The following is a 17466-nucleotide window of genomic DNA, read 5'->3' on the forward strand; positions in this document are numbered from 1 at the left end:
CAACCGACCTTCTTGCATGGCCGTCTTCACCGCTGTCACCGACCAAGAGCTTGCCCAATGGCTGCGCGACTACGATCTCGGCGATGTCGTCGAATTTCGCGGCATCCAGTCCGGCATTGAAAACAGCAACTTCTTCCTGACGACGACGCGCGGCGAATACGTCCTGACGATCTTCGAAAAGCTGACGGCCGAACAACTGCCGTTCTACCTCGACCTGATGCGGCACCTCGCCTCGCATCGCGTGCCGGTACCCGACCCCGTGCCGCGCAAGGACGGCGCGCTCTTCGGCCTGCTGCACGGCAAGCCCGCGGCCATCGTCTCGAAGCTCGAAGGCAAGCCCGAACTCGCGCCCGGCGTGGAGCACTGCGCGGAAGTGGGCCAGATGCTCGCGCGCATGCATCTGGCGGGCCGCGACTACCGCGGCGACCAGCCGAACCTGCGCAGCCTGTCGTGGTGGGAAGAAACGGTGCCGACGGTGCTGCCGTACCTCACCGACGCCCAGCGCACGCTCCTCACGAGCGAACTCGACCACCAGCGCGCGTTCTTCGCCTCGGCCGACTACGCGGCGCTGCCGGGCGGTCCGTGCCATTGCGACCTGTTCCGCGACAATGCGATGTTCGCGCACTCGCATCCGGCGCCGGGTCACGAAGTTCGGTTGGGCGGCTTTTTCGACTTCTATTTCGCCGGCTGCGACAAGTGGCTGTTCGACGTCGCTGTGACGGTCAACGACTGGTGTGTCGACCTCGCCACCGGCAAGCTCGACACGGCGCGCGCCGACGCGCTTTTGCGCGCCTACCAGACCGTGCGCCCATTTACGCCCGAAGAAGCGCGGCACTGGATGGACATGCTGCGCGCAGGTGCGTACCGCTTCTGGGTCTCGCGCCTGTATGATTTCCACCTGCCCCGCTCGGCCGAACTGCTCAAGCCGCACGATCCCGGCCACTTCGAGCGCATCCTTCGCGAGCGCCTCGCTGGCAGCGAGGCCGGCTCCCATCACGCCTTGCCCCATCGCCCATGCAACTAATTGAAGTCCCCGCGAAGACGGGCTACGTCTGGTTCCGCCAGGGTATCTGGCTGTTCCGCCGCAATCCGCTCGCGTTTCTCACGCTGTTTTTCGCCTATTTGCTGGCGATGACGCTGATTTCCGCCATTCCCGTGATCGGCGGCGTGCTGCCGCTCCTGTTCGTGCCCGGCGTGGCCGTCGGCTTCATGGCGGCGTGCCGTGACACGATCGCGGGCAAGCCGGTGTTCCCGACCATCCTGATCGACGGCTTTCGTTCGTACGGCAGCAACGTGGCGAAGCAGCTTCTGGTGCTCGGGGCGATATACGTGGTGGCGATGTTGCTGGTGCTGGCCGCGTCTGCGTTCGTGGACGGCGGCGCGCTATTGCGCCTGATGACGATCGGCGGCGACCTCGACGCCGAAGCGCTCGCCAACAGCGACGTGCCGCTTGCGGTGCTCGCCTCGCTGCTCTGCTACGTGCCGGTGTCGATGCTGTTCTGGTTCGCGCCCGTGCTCACGGCATGGCACGACGTGCCGCCCGTGAAGGCCATGTTCTTCAGCATCGTGAGCTGCTGGCGCAACAAGGGCGCATTCATGGTGTACGGCGCGCTGTGGTTCGCGGTCTCGACCGTCGTATCGATCGGCTTGTCGACGCTGCTGCGCGCGCTCGGCGCGGGCGACTTCACGGTGGCGATCCTGATGCCCGCGCTCATCATCGTGACGACGATGCTCTATTGCTCGTTCTACGCGACCTATCGCGGCTGCTACGGCGTGCAGGAAAAGCAACCCGCCGAAATGCCGGATTCGGGCCGCTGAACGGCGCGGCGATCCAGTACTCGTCACGCACGCTTGAACGCAAAAACGGCGCCCTGGGCGCCGTTCTCATTTTGCCCCTTCGTTATATAGAGGGGCACAGCATTCCTGCTTAGCCGTAGTGATTCATCCACGACGGGTGACGCGTGGTCTTCTCGCGATCCATCTTGCGCATGCGAAATTCGAGATCGTAGATGTCGACGGACTCCGCGAGATACGCTTCCTCGCGCTGCTGGCGGCGAGCTTCGGCGGTTTCGGAGAGGAACAGGAAAAGTCGGCTGAGCAGGTACATGATTTGGCCCTTCTTTGACGGGCACGTGCCCGCGAATCGAATGAAGCCATTATAGGGTAAACCCTGTTAAGGGTAAACACCTAAGTTGCCCGCAAACGCGTTTAACCTGCGTCCTGCGTCAATTCGTCGTCATAGGCCTCGTCGATCGCCTCGCGCCGATGAGCCTCGAAAAAGTCCCAGATCAGCGTGCTCGCGTCCGGTCCCGTCGACGAATGGAACGGCACGGTGTCGTCGCCGCCGCTCCAGGCGTGGTCGAGGTCCGCCACGCGGCACAGCCGCACGACGCTCGCGCCGTCGAGTTCGTAGTCCTGCTCGCGATAGCCGTCCTTGAACGTCTCGTGCGACACGACGCCCTGACGCACGCCGCGCGAATCCGCAAGACCGTTCAGGCGCAGCAGTTGCACCGCGAGCTGTTCCGCGTTCACGGGCGCGACGACCGCATCGGCGTCGCCCTGCACGACGATCGCCGGCATGCCCGGGTGGATGCGGGCGCCCAATTGAGTGTCGACAAGCGCCACCGGATCGTGGTGCACGCCGCGCCGCATCACGTCGAGCGCGGTCACGCCGGAGCGTGCCTCACCGAAAGCGGGGCCGGAATGCAGCGCGATGGCTGCAAAGCGGCTGGGCGAGCGCACCGCGAGCAGCATGGCGAGCCCTGCGCCCGCCGACAAGCCCGCCAGATAGACGCGCGAGCGGTCGAATGCATGCTCCTCGACGAGCGTATCGACCAGAGAAACAACGGCCGCTGCCTCGCCGCCGCCCGCCGCGTCGCGCGAGTCGTACCAATGCCAGCATTGGTGCGGGTGCGCGCGCTCGGACTGCTCGGGATAGACCACCGCAAACCCATGGCGGTCGGCGAGCAGATTCATGCGCGTGCCTTCCGCGAAAGAGTCCATCGACTGCTTGCAGCCATGCAACATCACGACGAGCGGCATGCCCTTCGTCTTGTGTCCCGGCGGCAGATAGAGCCCGTAAGGCAGCGAGCGCCCGGCATGCAGGGCGTTCGCCGGTACAAGGTGCTCAGCGCGCTGCCATTCGCCTGCGGCCCAGGCGGCCGCTCGCGGGCCCACGCGCGACTCGCGCACCGGCGCGCCGCTGCGCGCCTGCGCCGGCGTAACCTGCTTCGCCGCCTGATCGGCTGCGGCCTGAGCGGCGCGCCAGATTGCCTGCGGCTGGGGCATGTCGATCCCCGCGCCCTTCAGGGCGTCGCGGGTAGCCCGGGTCTGGATGGCGAGCAGACGTCGCATGCCACCTGCCCATAGCTTCGTCAGATTTTTCGTCATCTATGGCCTCGTAAAAGGGTCTGACACATCGTGGCGTTTTGCCGCGATCCGTCGTTGTGCAACGCACAATAACACCATTTGGACGCGGCTGCAGATCGGATCAGTTCGATTCCGTCCTTGCGTCCGTTCGACGGGGCACGCCTGCGTTTATGCGACGCAGCTATACTGGATACCTGTCTCGCGCGCGTGTCAGCCAGCCTGGCGGTTCGCGCGTTGAGTCGCTATCAGGTAGCGACTCACCACCTGCAATCCCTGGATCTTGTTCAGAAAGCCGGCAGTACGGACTCATGCCAGATTTACCGATTCACCTTTGGTACTCGATTACCAACCTCGGCGGCGCAGGCCTCACCCTGCCGCTCGCGTTGGCTATCGCGCTGTGGCTCGTGGTCGGCTACTCGTGGCGCATGGCGGCGAGCTGGGTGTTCCTGCTCGGCGTGGCAATCGGCCTCGTGACGCTCACCAAGATCGCGTTTCTGGGCTGGGGCGTAGGGGTAAGAGAACTGGACTTCACGGGTATCAGCGGCCACGCCATGCTTTCCGCCGCCGTCTATCCCGTCGCGTTTTTCCTGGTGCTGCAAGGCACGCCATCCTTCGTGCGCGCCGCAGGGGTGACCGTTGGGCTCGCGGTGGGGCTCGCGGTAGCGCTCTCGCGCGTAGTGCTCGACGCCCATTCGCCCTCCGAGGCTGTCACGGGCTGTGTGGTCGGGGCGCTTACCGCGCTGGTGTTCGTGCGGTACTGGTGGCGAGCGCAGGCTCAGCGAATTTCGGCGGCGGTCGTCGCGCTGAGCCTCGCGGCGCTCACTGTCGCATTGCACAACGTGCACGTGCCCACGCACCGCTGGGTCACGAACATCGCGCTGACGGTTTCGGGCCACGACCGGCCCTATGTGCGCGCCAAATGGAAGGCCAACCGCGTCAACCGGGCCCCCGTCGCGCCCATCTCTCAAACCCGCAACGGTCTCACGCCGCCCCCGCAACGCCGCGCCTGATCCCGCCTCGCTGACCGCACCACCCCGGTTAGCCGCTGCCCAGACGCTCAGCCGGCCACGCCCAGCAGCACACTCGAAGCCTTGAACACGGCCGTCGCCGCTTGACCCGCGGCGAGTCCGAGCGCGTCCACGCTCGCGTCGGTCACGATTGCAGCGATGACGGTGCCGCCCGGCATGGCAAGCGTCACTTCGGCGTTCACGGCGCCGCGCCGCACGACTTCGATCGTCCCGCTCAACCGGTTGCGCGCAGAGAGCCGCGCCGCATCCGCCGCACTCGCGACCAGCACGACCGAAGTCGCCTTCACGAGCGCCACCACGGGCGCACCTTCCACAAGCCCCAGGGCCTCGGCGCTTTCTCGCGTGACCGTCGCGACGAGCGCTTCGCCGCCGGGCAGCGCGATCGACACCTCGTCGTTCACTACGCCCCTCACGATTGCCGAAACGGTGCCAAAAAGCTGATTGCGCGCGCTCGTGCGCATCGCGAAGCGCCCGAGTACGGCCAGATCGCGCGCGAAACCGCCAGCCGGTGCATCGTCGCCTTCGTTCGAAACGGCCCCGAGCGCTTGCGCCGCATGCTCGATAAAGCGCTGGTGCTCGCGCTCGATGGCGCGAAACGTCTCGACGAGCCGCAACGCCCGCGGCGTGAGCGTCGTTCCGCCGCCGCCCTTGCCGCCCGTCGCGCGCACCACGAGCGCCTCGCCCGCGAGATTGTTCATGACGTCGACGGCGTCCCAGGCGCCCTTGTAGCTCATGCCGACCGCTTTCGCCGCGCCTGTGATCGAGCCGGTCGCGCGGATCGCTTCGAGCAGCGCGATGCGCGCCGCACCGCCGAGCATCTGCTGGCCGGACTGAAACCAGACCGAGCCGCCCAGACCCAGTTCCGGCGCCTCGGAGGATCGGGATGTGTCTGTGGAACCGGCATCTGCGTGGCCGGCGCCGGTGGATGGGGAGTGCGAGTCAGTGGGATTCATCATGCGTAATACAAGCAAAAACAAGACAAACAAGCGACGGTTCGGCGTGGCTCGCCGAAATCCGCCAGCGATTATAGAGACGCGCCTCAGGCGCCGCGCGGCACCTTCGGCTCGCCCAGTTCGCGCAACAGGCGCTCACCTTCCTTTGCGGTATAGCGCTTGACGGCCTCGCACCAGCCACGAGCGAACCCAAGCTGATACGGCTCGGCATCCATGCGCTCGAGATAGCGCAGGGCCACTGCCGCGTCGTTGCCGTCGCCGAGCACGGTCTGCAGCCGCGCGAGCGAGCGCGCCACCTCCACGCGCGTGCGGCGCGACGTGAGCGTGGCGAAGAATTCGATCGTGTAACGCAAATATTTCGCGTTGATGCGCGCGCGATGGCGGCTCGCCTCGTCGATGGCGGTGAGCTTTTGCGTGCTCGCGAGCCGCTCGTAGTAGCGCCGCACGCGCTTCTTCGCGTGGCGGTGCAGCGAGCGCCCACCGGCGCCGGCGTCGCTCGCGCGCCGCGCGAGCGTGTCGAGCCACCGGAGCCACGCCAGCGCCGCCCGCGCGTAGCGCGGCGAAGCCAGCCCCTCGCGCAGCCGCGCCCGCGCGGCGAGCCGTTGCGCGTTTGCCTCGTCGCGAATCGCGTTCCAGCGCCCCGGCTCGACGTCGGCGGCGGCGAGCGCCGGCAGCGTCGATTCGACGAAGACGTCGCGGTCGCGCGCATCGCCGAGCAGGCCGCCCAGCCACTTGAGCTCCGGCTCGATGCGTGTTTCCCAGGCCTCGTCGCACCAGTGCGAGAAGATGCGCATGGCGGTGCGCAACCGCCGCTGCGACACGCGCATCTGATGGATGAACTCGCCGTTCGTGCTGTCGCGCACGCCCGCGTCATTGCCGAACCACTGCGCGCTGATGTTGCGCCCGATTGCCACGAGCGCGGCTTCAGCGGTGGCCGCGGCGCCGAGATTCACGGCTTCGGCTTTGATGGCAGCGGCGTCGCCGGTCACGCTGCCCGAGGCGGCGCGCTCGAGCGCGTCGGTCAAGCGCACGAACGCGGGCAACGCCTCGATCAGGTCGCCGGCGCAGGCAAAAAGCGCGTCGACGACAGGCCGCTCGTCCTCGCCATCGGGCCAGGGCGCACTCACGCGTAACTCGTGCAGGCTGGGCAAGCCGGGCGCAGGCGATGCATCCGCGCCTTGCGTGCCCCCGGCCAGCGCGGTTTGCGGCAGAGCCGCCGGCTCGTGCAAATCTTCGTCGAACGTGAGCAGCACCTCGATGCCATCGCGCGGCCACTGCCAGCAACTGCGCGCGGCCACGAGCGTGGCCGCCGCAGAGAGATCGTCCGCGCTGCCCAGCGCCTCGCGAAACGGCTCGGGCGCGGCGTCGAAGAGCGCATGCGCGATCCCGTTCGCATCGAGCGCCGCCTCGAAGATCGGTGCGACCGCGGTGACACCGGGCGTATGGACGCGCCGCTTCGACACGACGACGCACTGTGTCTCGCCGCGCGATTCGACAGCGACGCGCCAGCCAAGCCCCGCAAGGACGCCGCCGCGGTCGAAGACGACCGTCGTCACGCGTTCGCGCGCATCGGACATCGGCACGAGCGACGGCACGGCGGCGCACAGAGCGACGCTCCACTCCGAAGGCGTCGGGCTGGCGTGCGGCCTCGACGCCGCGCCCGTGGCGGCGGCGTTTGAGCTTCTTCTATCCGGCGCTGCCGGGATCACGACATCCAGCACGATTTCCAGAACGCGATCCATGAACGCTCCAGGATGCTGTGGGTGGGCGCGAAGGCTTAGAACAGTGCAAGGGGATGGAGAGCCAGGAACAGCGACGACGCGATCGATGGTACACGCGAGCGCGCCTCGACGCCCCAGGTAACGTCCCTGACCCTTCCAGCGGGTCTCTGATGATGGTCAAGACTGCCACGATGAGACGGTGGAAAAATAATTACGTTTCAATTTCTCCCATTTTGACTATCTGTAAGGAGTGTTGAGTGTTCCCAGAATACCGAGATTTGATTTCGCGCCTCAAGATTCAGGACGACCATTTCGCCCGCATTTTTCATCGTCACAACGAGCTCGACCAGCAGATCAAGAACATGGAGGCCGGCGTCGTGGCTTCGCATGGCATGGAAGTCGAGCAGTTGAAAAAGGAAAAGCTCCAACTCAAGGACTCGCTTTACCTGATCCTGAGAAAAGCGGCGAACGCCTGAACCAGGCGGCGTCCAGCGCTGGCCGCCAGTGTGCCGGCGCTGGCCATCGACCGCCGGCTTTGCGCTGTCGCGCCTGCTAATCAAGCCGCGACGGCTTCCCTGCGCCCTGGTGCCGCTCACGCGTTATTCCTTTCGCTTCGATGCTCCCGCTTTGAATGCGAGTCACTTCGCACGCACTCCGCTCTCCGCGTTCGCCTACATCATGCCCAAATCCATTCCCTACTCCGCCTCCGACGACCCCAGCCCCGCCGCGCGCCTGCCGCTCGTCACGCCCCACAGCGCCGAGTTGCGCACCGTCGACAGTGCCGTCGAGTCCGCGAGCGAAGTCATCGCAGGCGCTGTCCATGATCTCGTCACGCGCGCTCACGCCGAGCAAAATCCGCCCGCCAGGTTGCTCGAGTCGATCGCGGCATTGATGCAAGGCATGTCACCCGACGAAGCCGCCCAGTTGCGCAGTCTGATTCTCGAAGGCAACCCTGCCGACTGGCGCAACTCACGCACGCGCCACCCCGACGAGGAACTTGCCGCTGGCTGGCGCGAAGGCGGCTATCCGTATCGTAATTTGATGTCGCGCCGCGCCTACGAGCGGCAGAAGTATCGGCTGCAGGTCGAGTTGCTCAAGCTTCAGGCGTGGGTGCGCGAAACCGGCCAGCGCGTGGTGATCCTGTTCGAGGGCCGCGACGCCGCCGGCAAGGGCGGCACGATCAAGCGCTTCATGGAGCATCTGAACCCGCGCGGCGCGCGCGTGGTGGCGCTCGAAAAGCCCACCGAAGTCGAGCGCGGCCAGTGGTATTTCCAGCGTTATGTGCAGCATCTGCCTTCGGCGGGAGAGATCGTGCTGTTCGATCGGTCCTGGTACAACCGTGCCGGCGTCGAGCATGTCATGGGCTTCTGCACGCCTGACGAATATGCGGATTTCATGCAGCAAGCGCCGGAGTTCGAACGGCAACTGATTCGCAGCGGCATCCACCTGATCAAGTTCTGGTTCTCGGTGAGCCGCGCGGAGCAGCGCAGGCGCTTCAAGGAGCGCAAGGTGCATCCGCTCAAGCAATGGAAGCTGAGCCCCGTCGATCTCGCTTCTCTCGACAAGTGGGAAGCGTATACGCAGGCAAAGGAGGCGATGTTCTCGCAAACCGACACCGCCGATGCGCCGTGGACCGTCGTTCGCTCCGATTGCAAGAAGCGCGCACGGCTGAATGCCATGCGGTTCGTGCTGCATAAGCTGCCTTATGCAAGCCGGGATGGGGAGGCGATTGGGGTAGTCGATCCGTTGCTGGTAAGTCGGGCGCTGTAGGGGCCGGTCGCCCATGAGGCCCCTTGCGCACTCGAACTTGCCGCTTCACCGGTCTGCGCGCTTCCCCCAAATCAGTGCCTCCGGGTGGCGTTCGAGATAATCGGACAGGGCGTTCAGGCTGGCCAGCGTACGCCGCAGCTCGGCCAATGCCTGATGAACATCGCGCTGCTGCGGTGAAGCCTGGTCGAGCATCTCGTGCGCCGAACGAAACGCCCGTTGCGCGGATTCGAGCGTCGAACGCGCAGCCGGCACGATCTGCGTATCGAGCCGCGCAAACAAGACATTCGACTGCCGCAACGAGGCGTCCAGATTGCGCCCGATCTCCTGCAACGGCATGCGGTCGAGCCGGCGCACGATGTTCGACAACTGGTCCTGCAGTTCTTCAAGCGAGTTGGGCACCGTCGGCAACTCGACTGGCGAGCGATCCGTGTCGACGCGGGCCGCGGGGGCGTGCGCAAAGACATCGAGTGCGACGTACTTCTGCCCCGTCAAAAGACTGCCCGTGCGTAGCTGTGCGCGCAGCCCCTGAGCAACGAGCTGCCGCAGCAGATCTTTACCCGCCGCGCCTGCGCCGTCGCCGAGCGCGGCGCGGTAACTGCGGCCGAGCCGCGAGGGAAAAAGGCTCAGCGTGACCAGCATGTCGAAACGTCCGCTTTCGGGTTTGAGGTCGATATCGATCGCCGTGACCGTGCCCAACTCGACACCGCGGAACTCGACAGGCGCCCCCACCGACAATCCCCGTACCGACTGCGCGAAACGCATGCGCACGACTGCAGGCGGACCTTCGTTCGCGCGCATGGCGTCTGTGCGGCTATCCGCGAGTTGAAATTCCTCGACGCTCGTGGCGGGCACGGCATGCACGCTCCCACGCGGCGTATCGAATGCAACTGCGCCCGCGAGCAGCGCCGCGGGCGCAGGGGTCTCCAGGCGCATGCCGCTGGAATCGACCTTGAGTTCGACGCCGCTCGCCTGCCACCACCGCGTATCGGAGGTCACCAGGCGATCGAAAGGTCTCCTGACGAAAACGCCGATGCGAACGGTGTCGCCCCTGCGTGCCAGCGAATAGCCGAGCACCTGCCCGACCTGCACACCGCGAAAATAAACGGGTGAACCAGCGTTCAGCGAGCCTAGCGTGGGGGCGCGAATCACGAAACGCGTGCCATCGTCGTCGCTCGTGATTGCCGGCGGCGTGTCGAAGCCGGTGAACGTGTCGCACGCCCTAAGCGAATTCGCATCGATATCGACGTCGATCCAGGTTCCCGATATGGCGGTCATGAGCCCCGAGATGTTCTTCACGTCAATGCGCGGACGCACGACCCAGAATTTCGTGCCGCACTTGGCGACGCGTTGCCCGGCGGTATCGAGCCTCAGTTCGGCATCGACACGTTGACCGTCTGCCGACACACGCAGATGTTCGAGCCGTCCAATTGCCACGCCTCGATATCGCACCGGCGTTTTCCCGGCAGCAAGCCCGGCGCCGGACGCAAAGCTCACCGTCACGCGAGTACCGCGCTGCGCCAGCGTTTGAGCCAACATCAGGCCGCCAGCCAGGTTCGCAAAAAGCCAGGCGACCCAGACAGCGGAGCGCCACCGCCGGCGGACATTCACAACGCCCTCACGACCGCCCGGCCGTTAGCGCAGTTGCTCGACGAGCGCATCGGCGCCCTTGTCGATGCCGGTCCTCGCCGCGCTCAGCGAGCCGAATGCGGCGGCCAGATTCATCGCATTCGGGTATTGCTTCGTCACATAGGCGCGCAGCAGATGCCCCGACGCACTGTCGTACACCTCCACGGCATACGACACCGATCCGCTGAACGCCCCCTTGCCGCCCCTGATCGCCTGAACACCGTTGTAGAGGTTGCCCGCGATGTCGAAGTGCATTGCCTGGCCAATCACGGCAGTCGTTTTCTCCGCGCCGGTCAACGTGAGCTTCACGCGCAGCGTAGCGGGCGACGGCTCGGTCGCGAGGTCGAAGCGCCTGGAAAGCGTATCGGCAAACGTCTTGTGCATGTAGGCGGCGAGCACGTCCTTGTCCGAATCCGACAAGTCGCCGAACTGATTGTCGCCGCCTTGATACACCACGACCGGATCGACGATGACCTGCGAATAGCGCGACCAAAGCACCGGCGCTGCGTACCGGAACGGCGTTTGGGCGGCGTCGCTGTCCCGGTTCTCCTTGAGTTGGGAAGACGAGGCGAGGCTGCCATAGGCAACGGGCTGCACGCCCGCACATGCGGATAACGTTAGGAATACTACGCAAGCCGATGACATAGGGAGAAGGCGGCTGTTGAGCACGAAGGCATCCTTTTAAAAATGACCGAATACCGCCTGGCATCCGGCCGGGTTCAAGACGAGACGAAGCGTAGCATCGGTCTAAAAAGATGTAAACCGTCTATCCGGTTTGTTTACGGAATCATGCAGGGGTACAATCACGCCCATGGATAACCAGACACGTTCCGAGATTTCCCGCAGAAAGGCGATTGACGCGGCGCTTGCCATCCTGACCCGCGACGGGGTCGGCGGCCTGACATTCGATGCGCTCGCGCGCGAAAGCGGCATCAGCAAGGGCGGGCTGCTGCACCAGTTTCGCAACAAACTGGGCGTGCTGCGTGCGCTGCTCGATCGTCAGCGGGAGCAATTTGCGCAGATCGCGCAAGAACACCTGGCCGCCGGCGGCGAGGCCCTCGCAGAACCGGTGCTGTCGGCGCAGATCGCGATTTTCAGGGAATCGATCAACCAGCCGGACTCTGTTGCGCGCGCGGTGCTCGCGGCTCTGGTCGAAAGCCCGGCGCTGCTCGAAGACCTGAAGGCCCAGGACACGGCCAAGATGGAACAGCTGCAGGCCGAGGCACGCGATCTCGAACTCTCGCTGCTACGCTACTTTGCCGCGAGCGGTATTGCGTTCAGCGCACTGCTCGGGCTTTCCGCCGTGCCCGACGCGTTGCGGGAACGGCTTTTCGACCGGCTGCTCGACGAGAAGAAGTGGTAATGCGGCGGCCTCGCGAAAGCGATCGCGAGGCACGTTGACGGCGGCAACACTACACCGCTCGCTCAGGTCGCGTACTGCGCCACCCCATTCCCAAACGACCAGTTTTCCCGCGCGACATCCACGAGGTTGACGAACACGTCCTCTCGCCGCACCCCTGGATCGCGCGCGAGGTTTTCGGCGATCTGCGCGAATAGCGCCTTCTTCTGATCCTGCCCGCGCGTATTGCTCACGGCGATCTGGATCATGACCAGATCGTCGCTGCGCTCGATCCCGAGGTAATGCCGGCCGAACACGAAATTATCGGCATCGTGCTCGGTGACGACCATGAAGATGTCGTCTTCGGGCGCCTTGAAAACCTCCATGAGCGCCTGATGAATGCCCTGCGTGAGCGCCTTGCGATACGTGGCGGGCTTGCCTGCACGAACAGCGATACGAGTGAATGGCATGTCGATCTCCTTCTTCGATGGGTTTGACGTGACATCAGCTTAGGCGCGATCTATCATAATAAACAGACATAGATAGATATTTCATCCATTTTCATCTGAAATGAAACCACTGGATCTCGACGCCGTGCGCGCCTTCGTGCTCGTCGCCGAGCTGCGCAGCTTCACGCGCGCCGCCGACGCCCTCGACACCACACAATCGGCCGTGAGTCTCAAGCTCAAGCGACTCGAAGCGCATCTGGGCAAGCAATTGCTCGAACGCACGCCGCGCGTCGTGCGGCTTTCGGCGGACGGTCTCACGTTCCTCGCCGCAGCGCGCGACCTTCTCGGCGCGCATGAGCGCGCGCTCGGGGCGCTTTCTGGCGACGAGCGGCGGCTCACGCTCGGCCTGAGCGAGCATGTCGCGGACGCGAACCTGGCCCGCCAGCTCGCCCAGCTTCGCATTCATGATCCCGGGCTCGTGATCGAGCTGCATCTGGGGCTTTCCGCGCAGTTGCTCGCGCAGTACGACGAGCGGCGGCTCGATGCCGTTATCGTCCGTCAGGAGGAAGAGGAGGCGCCGCGCGGCGATGCCCGGCGGCTCTTCGCCGAGCCGCTCGTCTGGCTGGCGGCACCGCAGTGGCAGTGGCAGCCCGGCACGGCGCTGCCGCTCGCGCTGCTCGCCGCGCCGTGCGCAGTGCGGGCCGCGGCGGTTCGCGCGCTCGACGCCGCAGGCGTGGCGTGGACGGAAGTATTTGTGGGTGGCGGCGTCGCGGCGGTGGGTGCCGCGCTGGCAGCGGGTCTTGCGGTGTCGCCGCTGGCACGCCGCGTCGCGCCGCGCGAACTCATCGACGTCGGTGCGCGGCTCGGCTTGCCCGCGTTGCCGGCTTCGCAAGTGACGCTTCACTCGCGGGTGCGCGAGCCCAGGACCGCCGCGACGCTGCAATTGTTCGCTTCGGGGCTCGGCACGGGCTGAACCACTCTCAGCTCAGGATGGGCGGCAGTGCGTGCGGCGCGGGAATCGCGCGCTGGATGTGCGGCGGCGGCGCATCCACCACGAGCTTGCGATGCGGCGCGGGACGCACCGCGGCCGGCTTCGGCGCGGGCCGCTTTTGCGTGACCGTTTTGGGCGCGGGTGCCGCGCCAGAAGCCGGATGATGCGTTCGTGCCGCCGCATGGACGTCACCGGGCGTATGCCGCTGCGCCGCGGTGTGACCCTTATCGTGCGATGGCTTGCCGGCCTTCACGGCGTGGTGCGGGGCGCTCGCATGCGCGGAAGCGCCTACATGTGTAGAGCGTCCAGTCGTGTGCGAAGCCCCAGCACCATGCGCGCCGCGCGCTTTGGATGCGTGCGCCCCATGCGCCCCTGCCGTTTTCGCCTGCCCCGATGCCCACACCGGCGCGGCAAGCATCATTGCCGCAACCATCAATACGCCTGCCCGCACCTCGTCTCTCCCCATATGCCGTCTCGATGTCCGGCGAGGATTATACCGAGTCAAAACTTGCAATTATCTACATATGGACTAATATCAACTAAAAGTTCATTTCGGGACTCGACCACCATGCCACCTGCCACTGCCTCCGTTACGCCGTCGCGCCGCCCCGGCGCCGAGCCATCGCTCACCGAAATGTCGGCGGCGGGGCTCAGGGCATTCTTCCGAATTGCGAGCGACTGGGACCTGAGCGCCGAAGAGCAGATTATTCTGCTCGGCTCGCCGGGCCGATCCACGTTCTTCAAGTGGAAGCAGTCCCCGCAAACCGCCCGGCTTGGCCGCGACACACTCGAACGCCTTTCGCTGCTACTCGGCATCTATAAGGCGCTGCAGATTCTCCTGCCCCAACCCACCTCCGCCGACACCTGGATCAAGCGCCCCAACAGCGCGCCGCCCTTTGGCGGCCGGCGCGCGCTTGACCGCATGCTGGCCGGCAATGTCAGCGACCTCGTGGCGGTGCGCCAGTATCTCGACGCAATGCGAGGCGGCTGGGCGTGACGCAATCGAACTGGCAAGACCGCTGGCGCAGCGCGCAGCTCACCTGGTCACCCGCGTTCAGGGTGATTCCCACTCGTTTTCCGGCCGTGAACCTGTTCGACCGCGTGGCCTCTGTCGAGGACTTCGAGGCGCTCTATGCGCTCGAAGCGCTCACCAACGACCGCCTGCGCACCGAAACCGGCGACCTCGACCTCGTGCCACGCGAGGAACGCCGCTTCGGCCCGGGCTATGGCCCGATCATGGCGGCCTTCACGCATCTGAATCCGCAGGGCAGCCGTTTTTCCGACGGCACCTACGGCGTGTTCTACTGCGCGCGCTCGCGTGCCACCGCCGTAGCGGAAACACGCTATCACTCGGCGCTTTTTCTTGCGGCCACGAATGAGCCGCCCATCCGGCAGCAAATGCGGCTCTACACAGTGATGGCGCAGGGCGAGGTGATCGATTTGCGCGGCGACCCCGCGCTCGACCCGAGCGTGCTCTCGCCCGACGACTACACAGCCGGCCAGGCGCTAGGCCGCGCCGCCCGCGAGGCGCGTGCGCCCGGCATTGCGTATCCGTCGGTGCGCGACGAGGACGGCGAATGCCTCGCCGCGCTCAGCACGACGCTGTTGCGCGCGTGCCATCACGCGGCGTATCTGGAATACAACTGGAATGGGCACATCATCGACATGGTGTTCGAGTTGAACCGCATCGTGTAGCCCGAAGGCAAGCCTCAGGGCAGCACGATCGCGGCCGCGCCGTGTGCGAGCGCTTCGACCTGCGAGACCGACCAGATGCGCGACGTGAGCGCCTCGACCATGGTAAGGCGTCCTTCGGTAATGAACGCGCCGGTGTCGATGAACACCTGCGAGCCGATCTGCCGCACTTCACGCACCGGCGTATGCCCGCAGAACGTGAGCGAGAGCGCGTGGCGCGCCGGATCGCCAGTGCCGAGCACGAGATCGCGTCCCCACAGCATGCGCTCGCGCACTTCGGAATTGAACTGGCCGCTGTCGAGTGCAGCATCGTCGCCGAAAAATTCTGCGTGAATGATGTTGAAGCGCTTTTCGCCTTCACCCACCACGCGTGCCAGCGGCAATTGACGCAGCCGGTGCGCATACTTCACGAGTTCGGCGTCAGGCACGCTCTGCGCCCAGCCGCCGCCGATGCCATACCAGCGATTGCGCGGCATACGCCCTTCGGCCACGGCGCACAACGCGTCTTCGTGATTGCCGAGCACGGCGTAGAACCATGGTTTATCGAGCAACGCGAGCGCCTGTTCGCACTGCTCGCGTTCGCCCCGGTCAACGAGATCACCCACCGAAAACAGCCGGTCCCGCGCCGTGTCGAACTCCACTTCGCGCAAAAGATAGCGCAACGCCTCCACGCAACCATGCAAGTCGCCTACAACGAAATCGCGACCTGCAAGGTTGGCGGCATGGTGCTGCACGAGAGCGTCAGGTGTATGCGTCATCACTTCATCATAGCGCTGTGTGAGTGGGCCATATGAGCGCCAAATATCGTTTCGACCTCGATTGCGAGGGGCGCGTCACGAGGCAGACTGCACGCAAGCGGCGTGCCTGCTCTTACAGCATACGCGCTTGTGGCCGTCGCTGGTGTTGCCGCCACCGTGCGCGTGGCGCAAAGTCCCGGCGCCCCCTGTAATTACTGGGGCTGAGCGCGCAGCGCCGCGACCTGATCGGCCGTGAGGGTGGCCTGCGGGTTGCCAAACCGCTTCGTCACGTAGTTGGAAATCGCCGCCACCTGTTCGTTGTTCAATTCATCAGCGAACGCTGGCATCAGCACGTCGCTGTCCTTCGTTTGGCGCCTCACGCCGTGCAGGATCACCATCGCGAGGTTGTCCGGGCTCGGCGCGCCCACTACGTTGTGGTGAAGGAGCGATGGAAGCGCTCCCAGCGCGTTTCCCCCCACGCCCTCGCCGGTCCAGCGGTGGCAGCTCGCGCAGTTCACCGCGAAGAGCTGCAGGCCGCTGACGGTGGTGATGGCCGTGCCGCGCAGGCTGGTAATGTCGTCAGCGGCCGGCATGCCCCACGCATCGCGCGGCCGCGTCACGCCGCCCGAAACCGGCGGCAGCGCACGCAGATACGCCACGATCGAGCGCAAGTCTTCGTACTTCAGATATTGCGTCGAATGCTGGACAACATCTGCCATCGGGCCCGCTGCGCTCGCGTGGCCCGCGGCGATGCCCGTGGAAAGGTAGGCGATCAGGGCGTCGTCGCTCCAGTTGCCAATGCCGCTCGTGCGGTCGGGCGTGATGTTGTACGCCTGCCAGCCCGCCTGCGTTGCGCCCGAGAAGCGCTCGGTCGTCTTGAGGCCCTGCATGAAATTGCGCGGCGTGTGGCACGCCTCGCAATGCGCAAGGCCTTCGACGAGATAGGCGCCGCGGTTGTATTGCGGGCTTTGCTTCGGGTCCGGCACGAAGCGGCCTTCGTTGAAGTTGAAGAGATTCCACACGATCATCAGCCAGCGCTGGTTGAACGGAAAGCGCAGCTCGTTCGCGGGCGGCCTGTAGTGCACCGGCGCGAGCGTGTTCAGATACGCGCGAATCGCGAGCATGTCCTGCTCGGTCATGCGCGTGAATTCGACGTAAGGGAACGCTGGATAGAGCCGCTCGCCGGCTTTGCCGATGCCTTCGTGCAGCGCGCGCACGAAGTCGGTATCGCTCCATTGGCCGATGCCGGTGTCGGGGTCCGGCGTGATGTTCGGCGTGTAGATTTTTCCAAACGGCGTGCTGATGGACCGCCCGCCCGCAAAGGGGCGGCCTGGGTCGGCGGTATGACACGCGGCGCAATCGCCTACGCGCGTGAGATAGGCGCCGCGCTTGATGAGGTCGGACTTGTCCACGTCCGCATTCGGTATGGAAGTATCATCGCCGCGCGCCGTAGACATCGGCAGTTCGTCGATGGGACGCGTTTGCGATTCGTGCGACGCATGCCACGCGATATAAAGCGCAAAGGCACAGAAAAGCGCGGCCGCGATGGCGGCACGCGCGCGTCTGTCTCGCTCGTGATTGGCGGTGGCCGTGGCGGGGGACTTCGCTATTTTCATCGTCTGGCTCGCTTCAAAGCTCGTGGCGCAGCCCATGATCGTCGTGCCCATGATGTGATGGTTGAGCGCGAAGGTGTCGTCGAGCGCAATGTCCATGCCGCCGAAAAGCTGCGCGATCTGCGCATACGTTGTCGACCTCTACCGTTGGCTTTCGTTGTGGGGACCTGGCGCGATC

The 17466-nt window shown here is 65.4% G+C and carries 19 protein-coding genes; 9 read left to right on the top strand and 10 right to left on the bottom strand.

The window, feature by feature from the left end:
• The first annotated feature begins 16 nt into the window (after positions 1 to 16).
• Both U5A52_RS02800 and U5A52_RS02805 read left to right on the top strand, forming a co-directional pair.
• Positions 17 to 1024 carry a homoserine kinase gene (locus U5A52_RS02800; RefSeq protein WP_321909729.1) on the top strand — a complete coding sequence of 336 codons (1008 nt, stop codon included), beginning with the start codon at positions 17 to 19 and terminating at the stop codon, positions 1022 to 1024.
• On the top strand, positions 1015 to 1818 hold the full coding sequence (locus tag U5A52_RS02805) for a BPSS1780 family membrane protein (protein ID WP_321909730.1): 804 nt from the start codon (positions 1015 to 1017) through the stop codon (positions 1816 to 1818). The genes U5A52_RS02800 and U5A52_RS02805 overlap by 10 nt, the downstream gene beginning before the upstream one ends.
• A gap of 109 nt (positions 1819 to 1927) precedes the next feature.
• Here the strand turns inward: U5A52_RS02805 and U5A52_RS02810 are convergent, their stop codons facing one another.
• Both U5A52_RS02810 and U5A52_RS02815 read right to left on the bottom strand, forming a co-directional pair.
• Positions 1928 to 2107, bottom strand: coding sequence for a DUF3563 family protein (locus U5A52_RS02810; RefSeq protein WP_321909732.1), 180 nt, complete (start codon positions 2105 to 2107; stop codon positions 1928 to 1930).
• A gap of 101 nt (positions 2108 to 2208) precedes the next feature.
• A complete protein-coding gene (locus U5A52_RS02815; protein ID WP_321933823.1) occupies positions 2209 to 3390 on the bottom strand; it encodes a PHB depolymerase family esterase in 1182 nt (393 codons plus the stop codon).
• Between the two features lie 287 nt (positions 3391 to 3677).
• On the opposite strand from U5A52_RS02815, the gene U5A52_RS02820 reads away from it, so the two are divergent.
• Positions 3678 to 4379, top strand: a complete 702-nt coding sequence (locus tag U5A52_RS02820) for a phosphatase PAP2 family protein (RefSeq protein ID WP_321909735.1) — start codon at positions 3678 to 3680, stop codon at positions 4377 to 4379.
• Positions 4380 to 4426: 47 nt separating this feature from the next.
• On the opposite strand, the gene U5A52_RS02825 is transcribed toward U5A52_RS02820, so the two are convergent.
• Both U5A52_RS02825 and U5A52_RS02830 read right to left on the bottom strand, forming a co-directional pair.
• Entirely contained in the window at positions 4427 to 5350 is a 924-nt protein-coding gene (locus tag U5A52_RS02825) for a TOBE domain-containing protein (protein ID WP_415773531.1), read from the bottom strand.
• An 86-nt stretch (positions 5351 to 5436) separates the two neighbouring features.
• Entirely contained in the window at positions 5437 to 7092 is a 1656-nt protein-coding gene (locus tag U5A52_RS02830) for a CHAD domain-containing protein (RefSeq protein ID WP_321933827.1), read from the bottom strand.
• Between the two features lie 236 nt (positions 7093 to 7328).
• Here U5A52_RS02830 and U5A52_RS02835 point away from each other — a divergent pair, with 236 nt between their 5' ends.
• The gene (locus U5A52_RS02835; protein WP_158760529.1) at positions 7329 to 7547 is read left to right on the top strand and encodes a YdcH family protein; all 219 of its coding nucleotides are present in this window, start codon (positions 7329 to 7331) and stop codon (positions 7545 to 7547) included.
• 202 nt (positions 7548 to 7749) lie between these two features.
• Positions 7750 to 8841, top strand: a complete 1092-nt coding sequence (gene ppk2 / locus U5A52_RS02840; RefSeq protein ID WP_415764510.1) for a polyphosphate kinase 2 — start codon at positions 7750 to 7752, stop codon at positions 8839 to 8841.
• 45 nt (positions 8842 to 8886) lie between these two features.
• Here the strand turns inward: ppk2 and U5A52_RS02845 are convergent, their stop codons facing one another.
• On the bottom strand, positions 8887 to 10377 hold the full coding sequence (locus U5A52_RS02845; RefSeq protein ID WP_321933829.1) for an intermembrane transport protein PqiB: 1491 nt from the start codon (positions 10375 to 10377) through the stop codon (positions 8887 to 8889).
• A 96-nt stretch (positions 10378 to 10473) separates the two neighbouring features.
• A complete protein-coding gene (locus tag U5A52_RS02850; RefSeq protein ID WP_321934166.1) occupies positions 10474 to 11112 on the bottom strand; it encodes a DUF3313 domain-containing protein in 639 nt (212 codons plus the stop codon).
• 166 nt (positions 11113 to 11278) lie between these two features.
• On the opposite strand from U5A52_RS02850, the gene U5A52_RS02855 reads away from it, so the two are divergent.
• Positions 11279 to 11830, top strand: a complete 552-nt coding sequence (locus U5A52_RS02855) for a TetR/AcrR family transcriptional regulator (protein ID WP_321909742.1) — start codon at positions 11279 to 11281, stop codon at positions 11828 to 11830.
• Positions 11831 to 11892: 62 nt separating this feature from the next.
• On the opposite strand, the gene U5A52_RS02860 is transcribed toward U5A52_RS02855, so the two are convergent.
• Entirely contained in the window at positions 11893 to 12276 is a 384-nt protein-coding gene (locus U5A52_RS02860) for a tautomerase family protein (protein WP_321909743.1), read from the bottom strand.
• A gap of 100 nt (positions 12277 to 12376) precedes the next feature.
• On the opposite strand from U5A52_RS02860, the gene U5A52_RS02865 reads away from it, so the two are divergent.
• Positions 12377 to 13228 carry a LysR family transcriptional regulator gene (locus U5A52_RS02865; RefSeq protein WP_321933831.1) on the top strand — a complete coding sequence of 284 codons (852 nt, stop codon included), beginning with the start codon at positions 12377 to 12379 and terminating at the stop codon, positions 13226 to 13228.
• 7 nt (positions 13229 to 13235) lie between these two features.
• Here the strand turns inward: U5A52_RS02865 and U5A52_RS02870 are convergent, their stop codons facing one another.
• Positions 13236 to 13712: a hypothetical protein gene (locus U5A52_RS02870; protein ID WP_321909747.1), complete on the bottom strand. Its 477-nt coding sequence runs from the start codon at positions 13710 to 13712 to the stop codon at positions 13236 to 13238.
• Positions 13713 to 13814: 102 nt separating this feature from the next.
• On the opposite strand from U5A52_RS02870, the gene U5A52_RS02875 reads away from it, so the two are divergent.
• Complete coding sequence (locus tag U5A52_RS02875; RefSeq protein ID WP_321933833.1) at positions 13815 to 14243, top strand: MbcA/ParS/Xre antitoxin family protein; 429 nt, start codon at positions 13815 to 13817, stop codon at positions 14241 to 14243.
• Entirely contained in the window at positions 14240 to 14941 is a 702-nt protein-coding gene (locus U5A52_RS02880) for an RES family NAD+ phosphorylase (protein ID WP_321909752.1), read from the top strand. The genes U5A52_RS02875 and U5A52_RS02880 overlap by 4 nt, the downstream gene beginning before the upstream one ends.
• A gap of 14 nt (positions 14942 to 14955) precedes the next feature.
• On the opposite strand, the gene U5A52_RS02885 is transcribed toward U5A52_RS02880, so the two are convergent.
• A complete protein-coding gene (locus U5A52_RS02885) occupies positions 14956 to 15696 on the bottom strand; it encodes a metallophosphoesterase (protein WP_321909753.1) in 741 nt (246 codons plus the stop codon).
• A 191-nt stretch (positions 15697 to 15887) separates the two neighbouring features.
• A complete protein-coding gene (locus tag U5A52_RS02890; RefSeq protein WP_415773533.1) occupies positions 15888 to 17291 on the bottom strand; it encodes a c-type cytochrome in 1404 nt (467 codons plus the stop codon).
• Positions 17292 to 17466: the final 175 nt, after the last annotated feature.

Source organism: Paraburkholderia sp. J8-2 (genome assembly GCF_905220195.1).
In the GTDB taxonomy this organism is placed as follows: domain Bacteria; phylum Pseudomonadota; class Gammaproteobacteria; order Burkholderiales; family Burkholderiaceae; genus Paraburkholderia.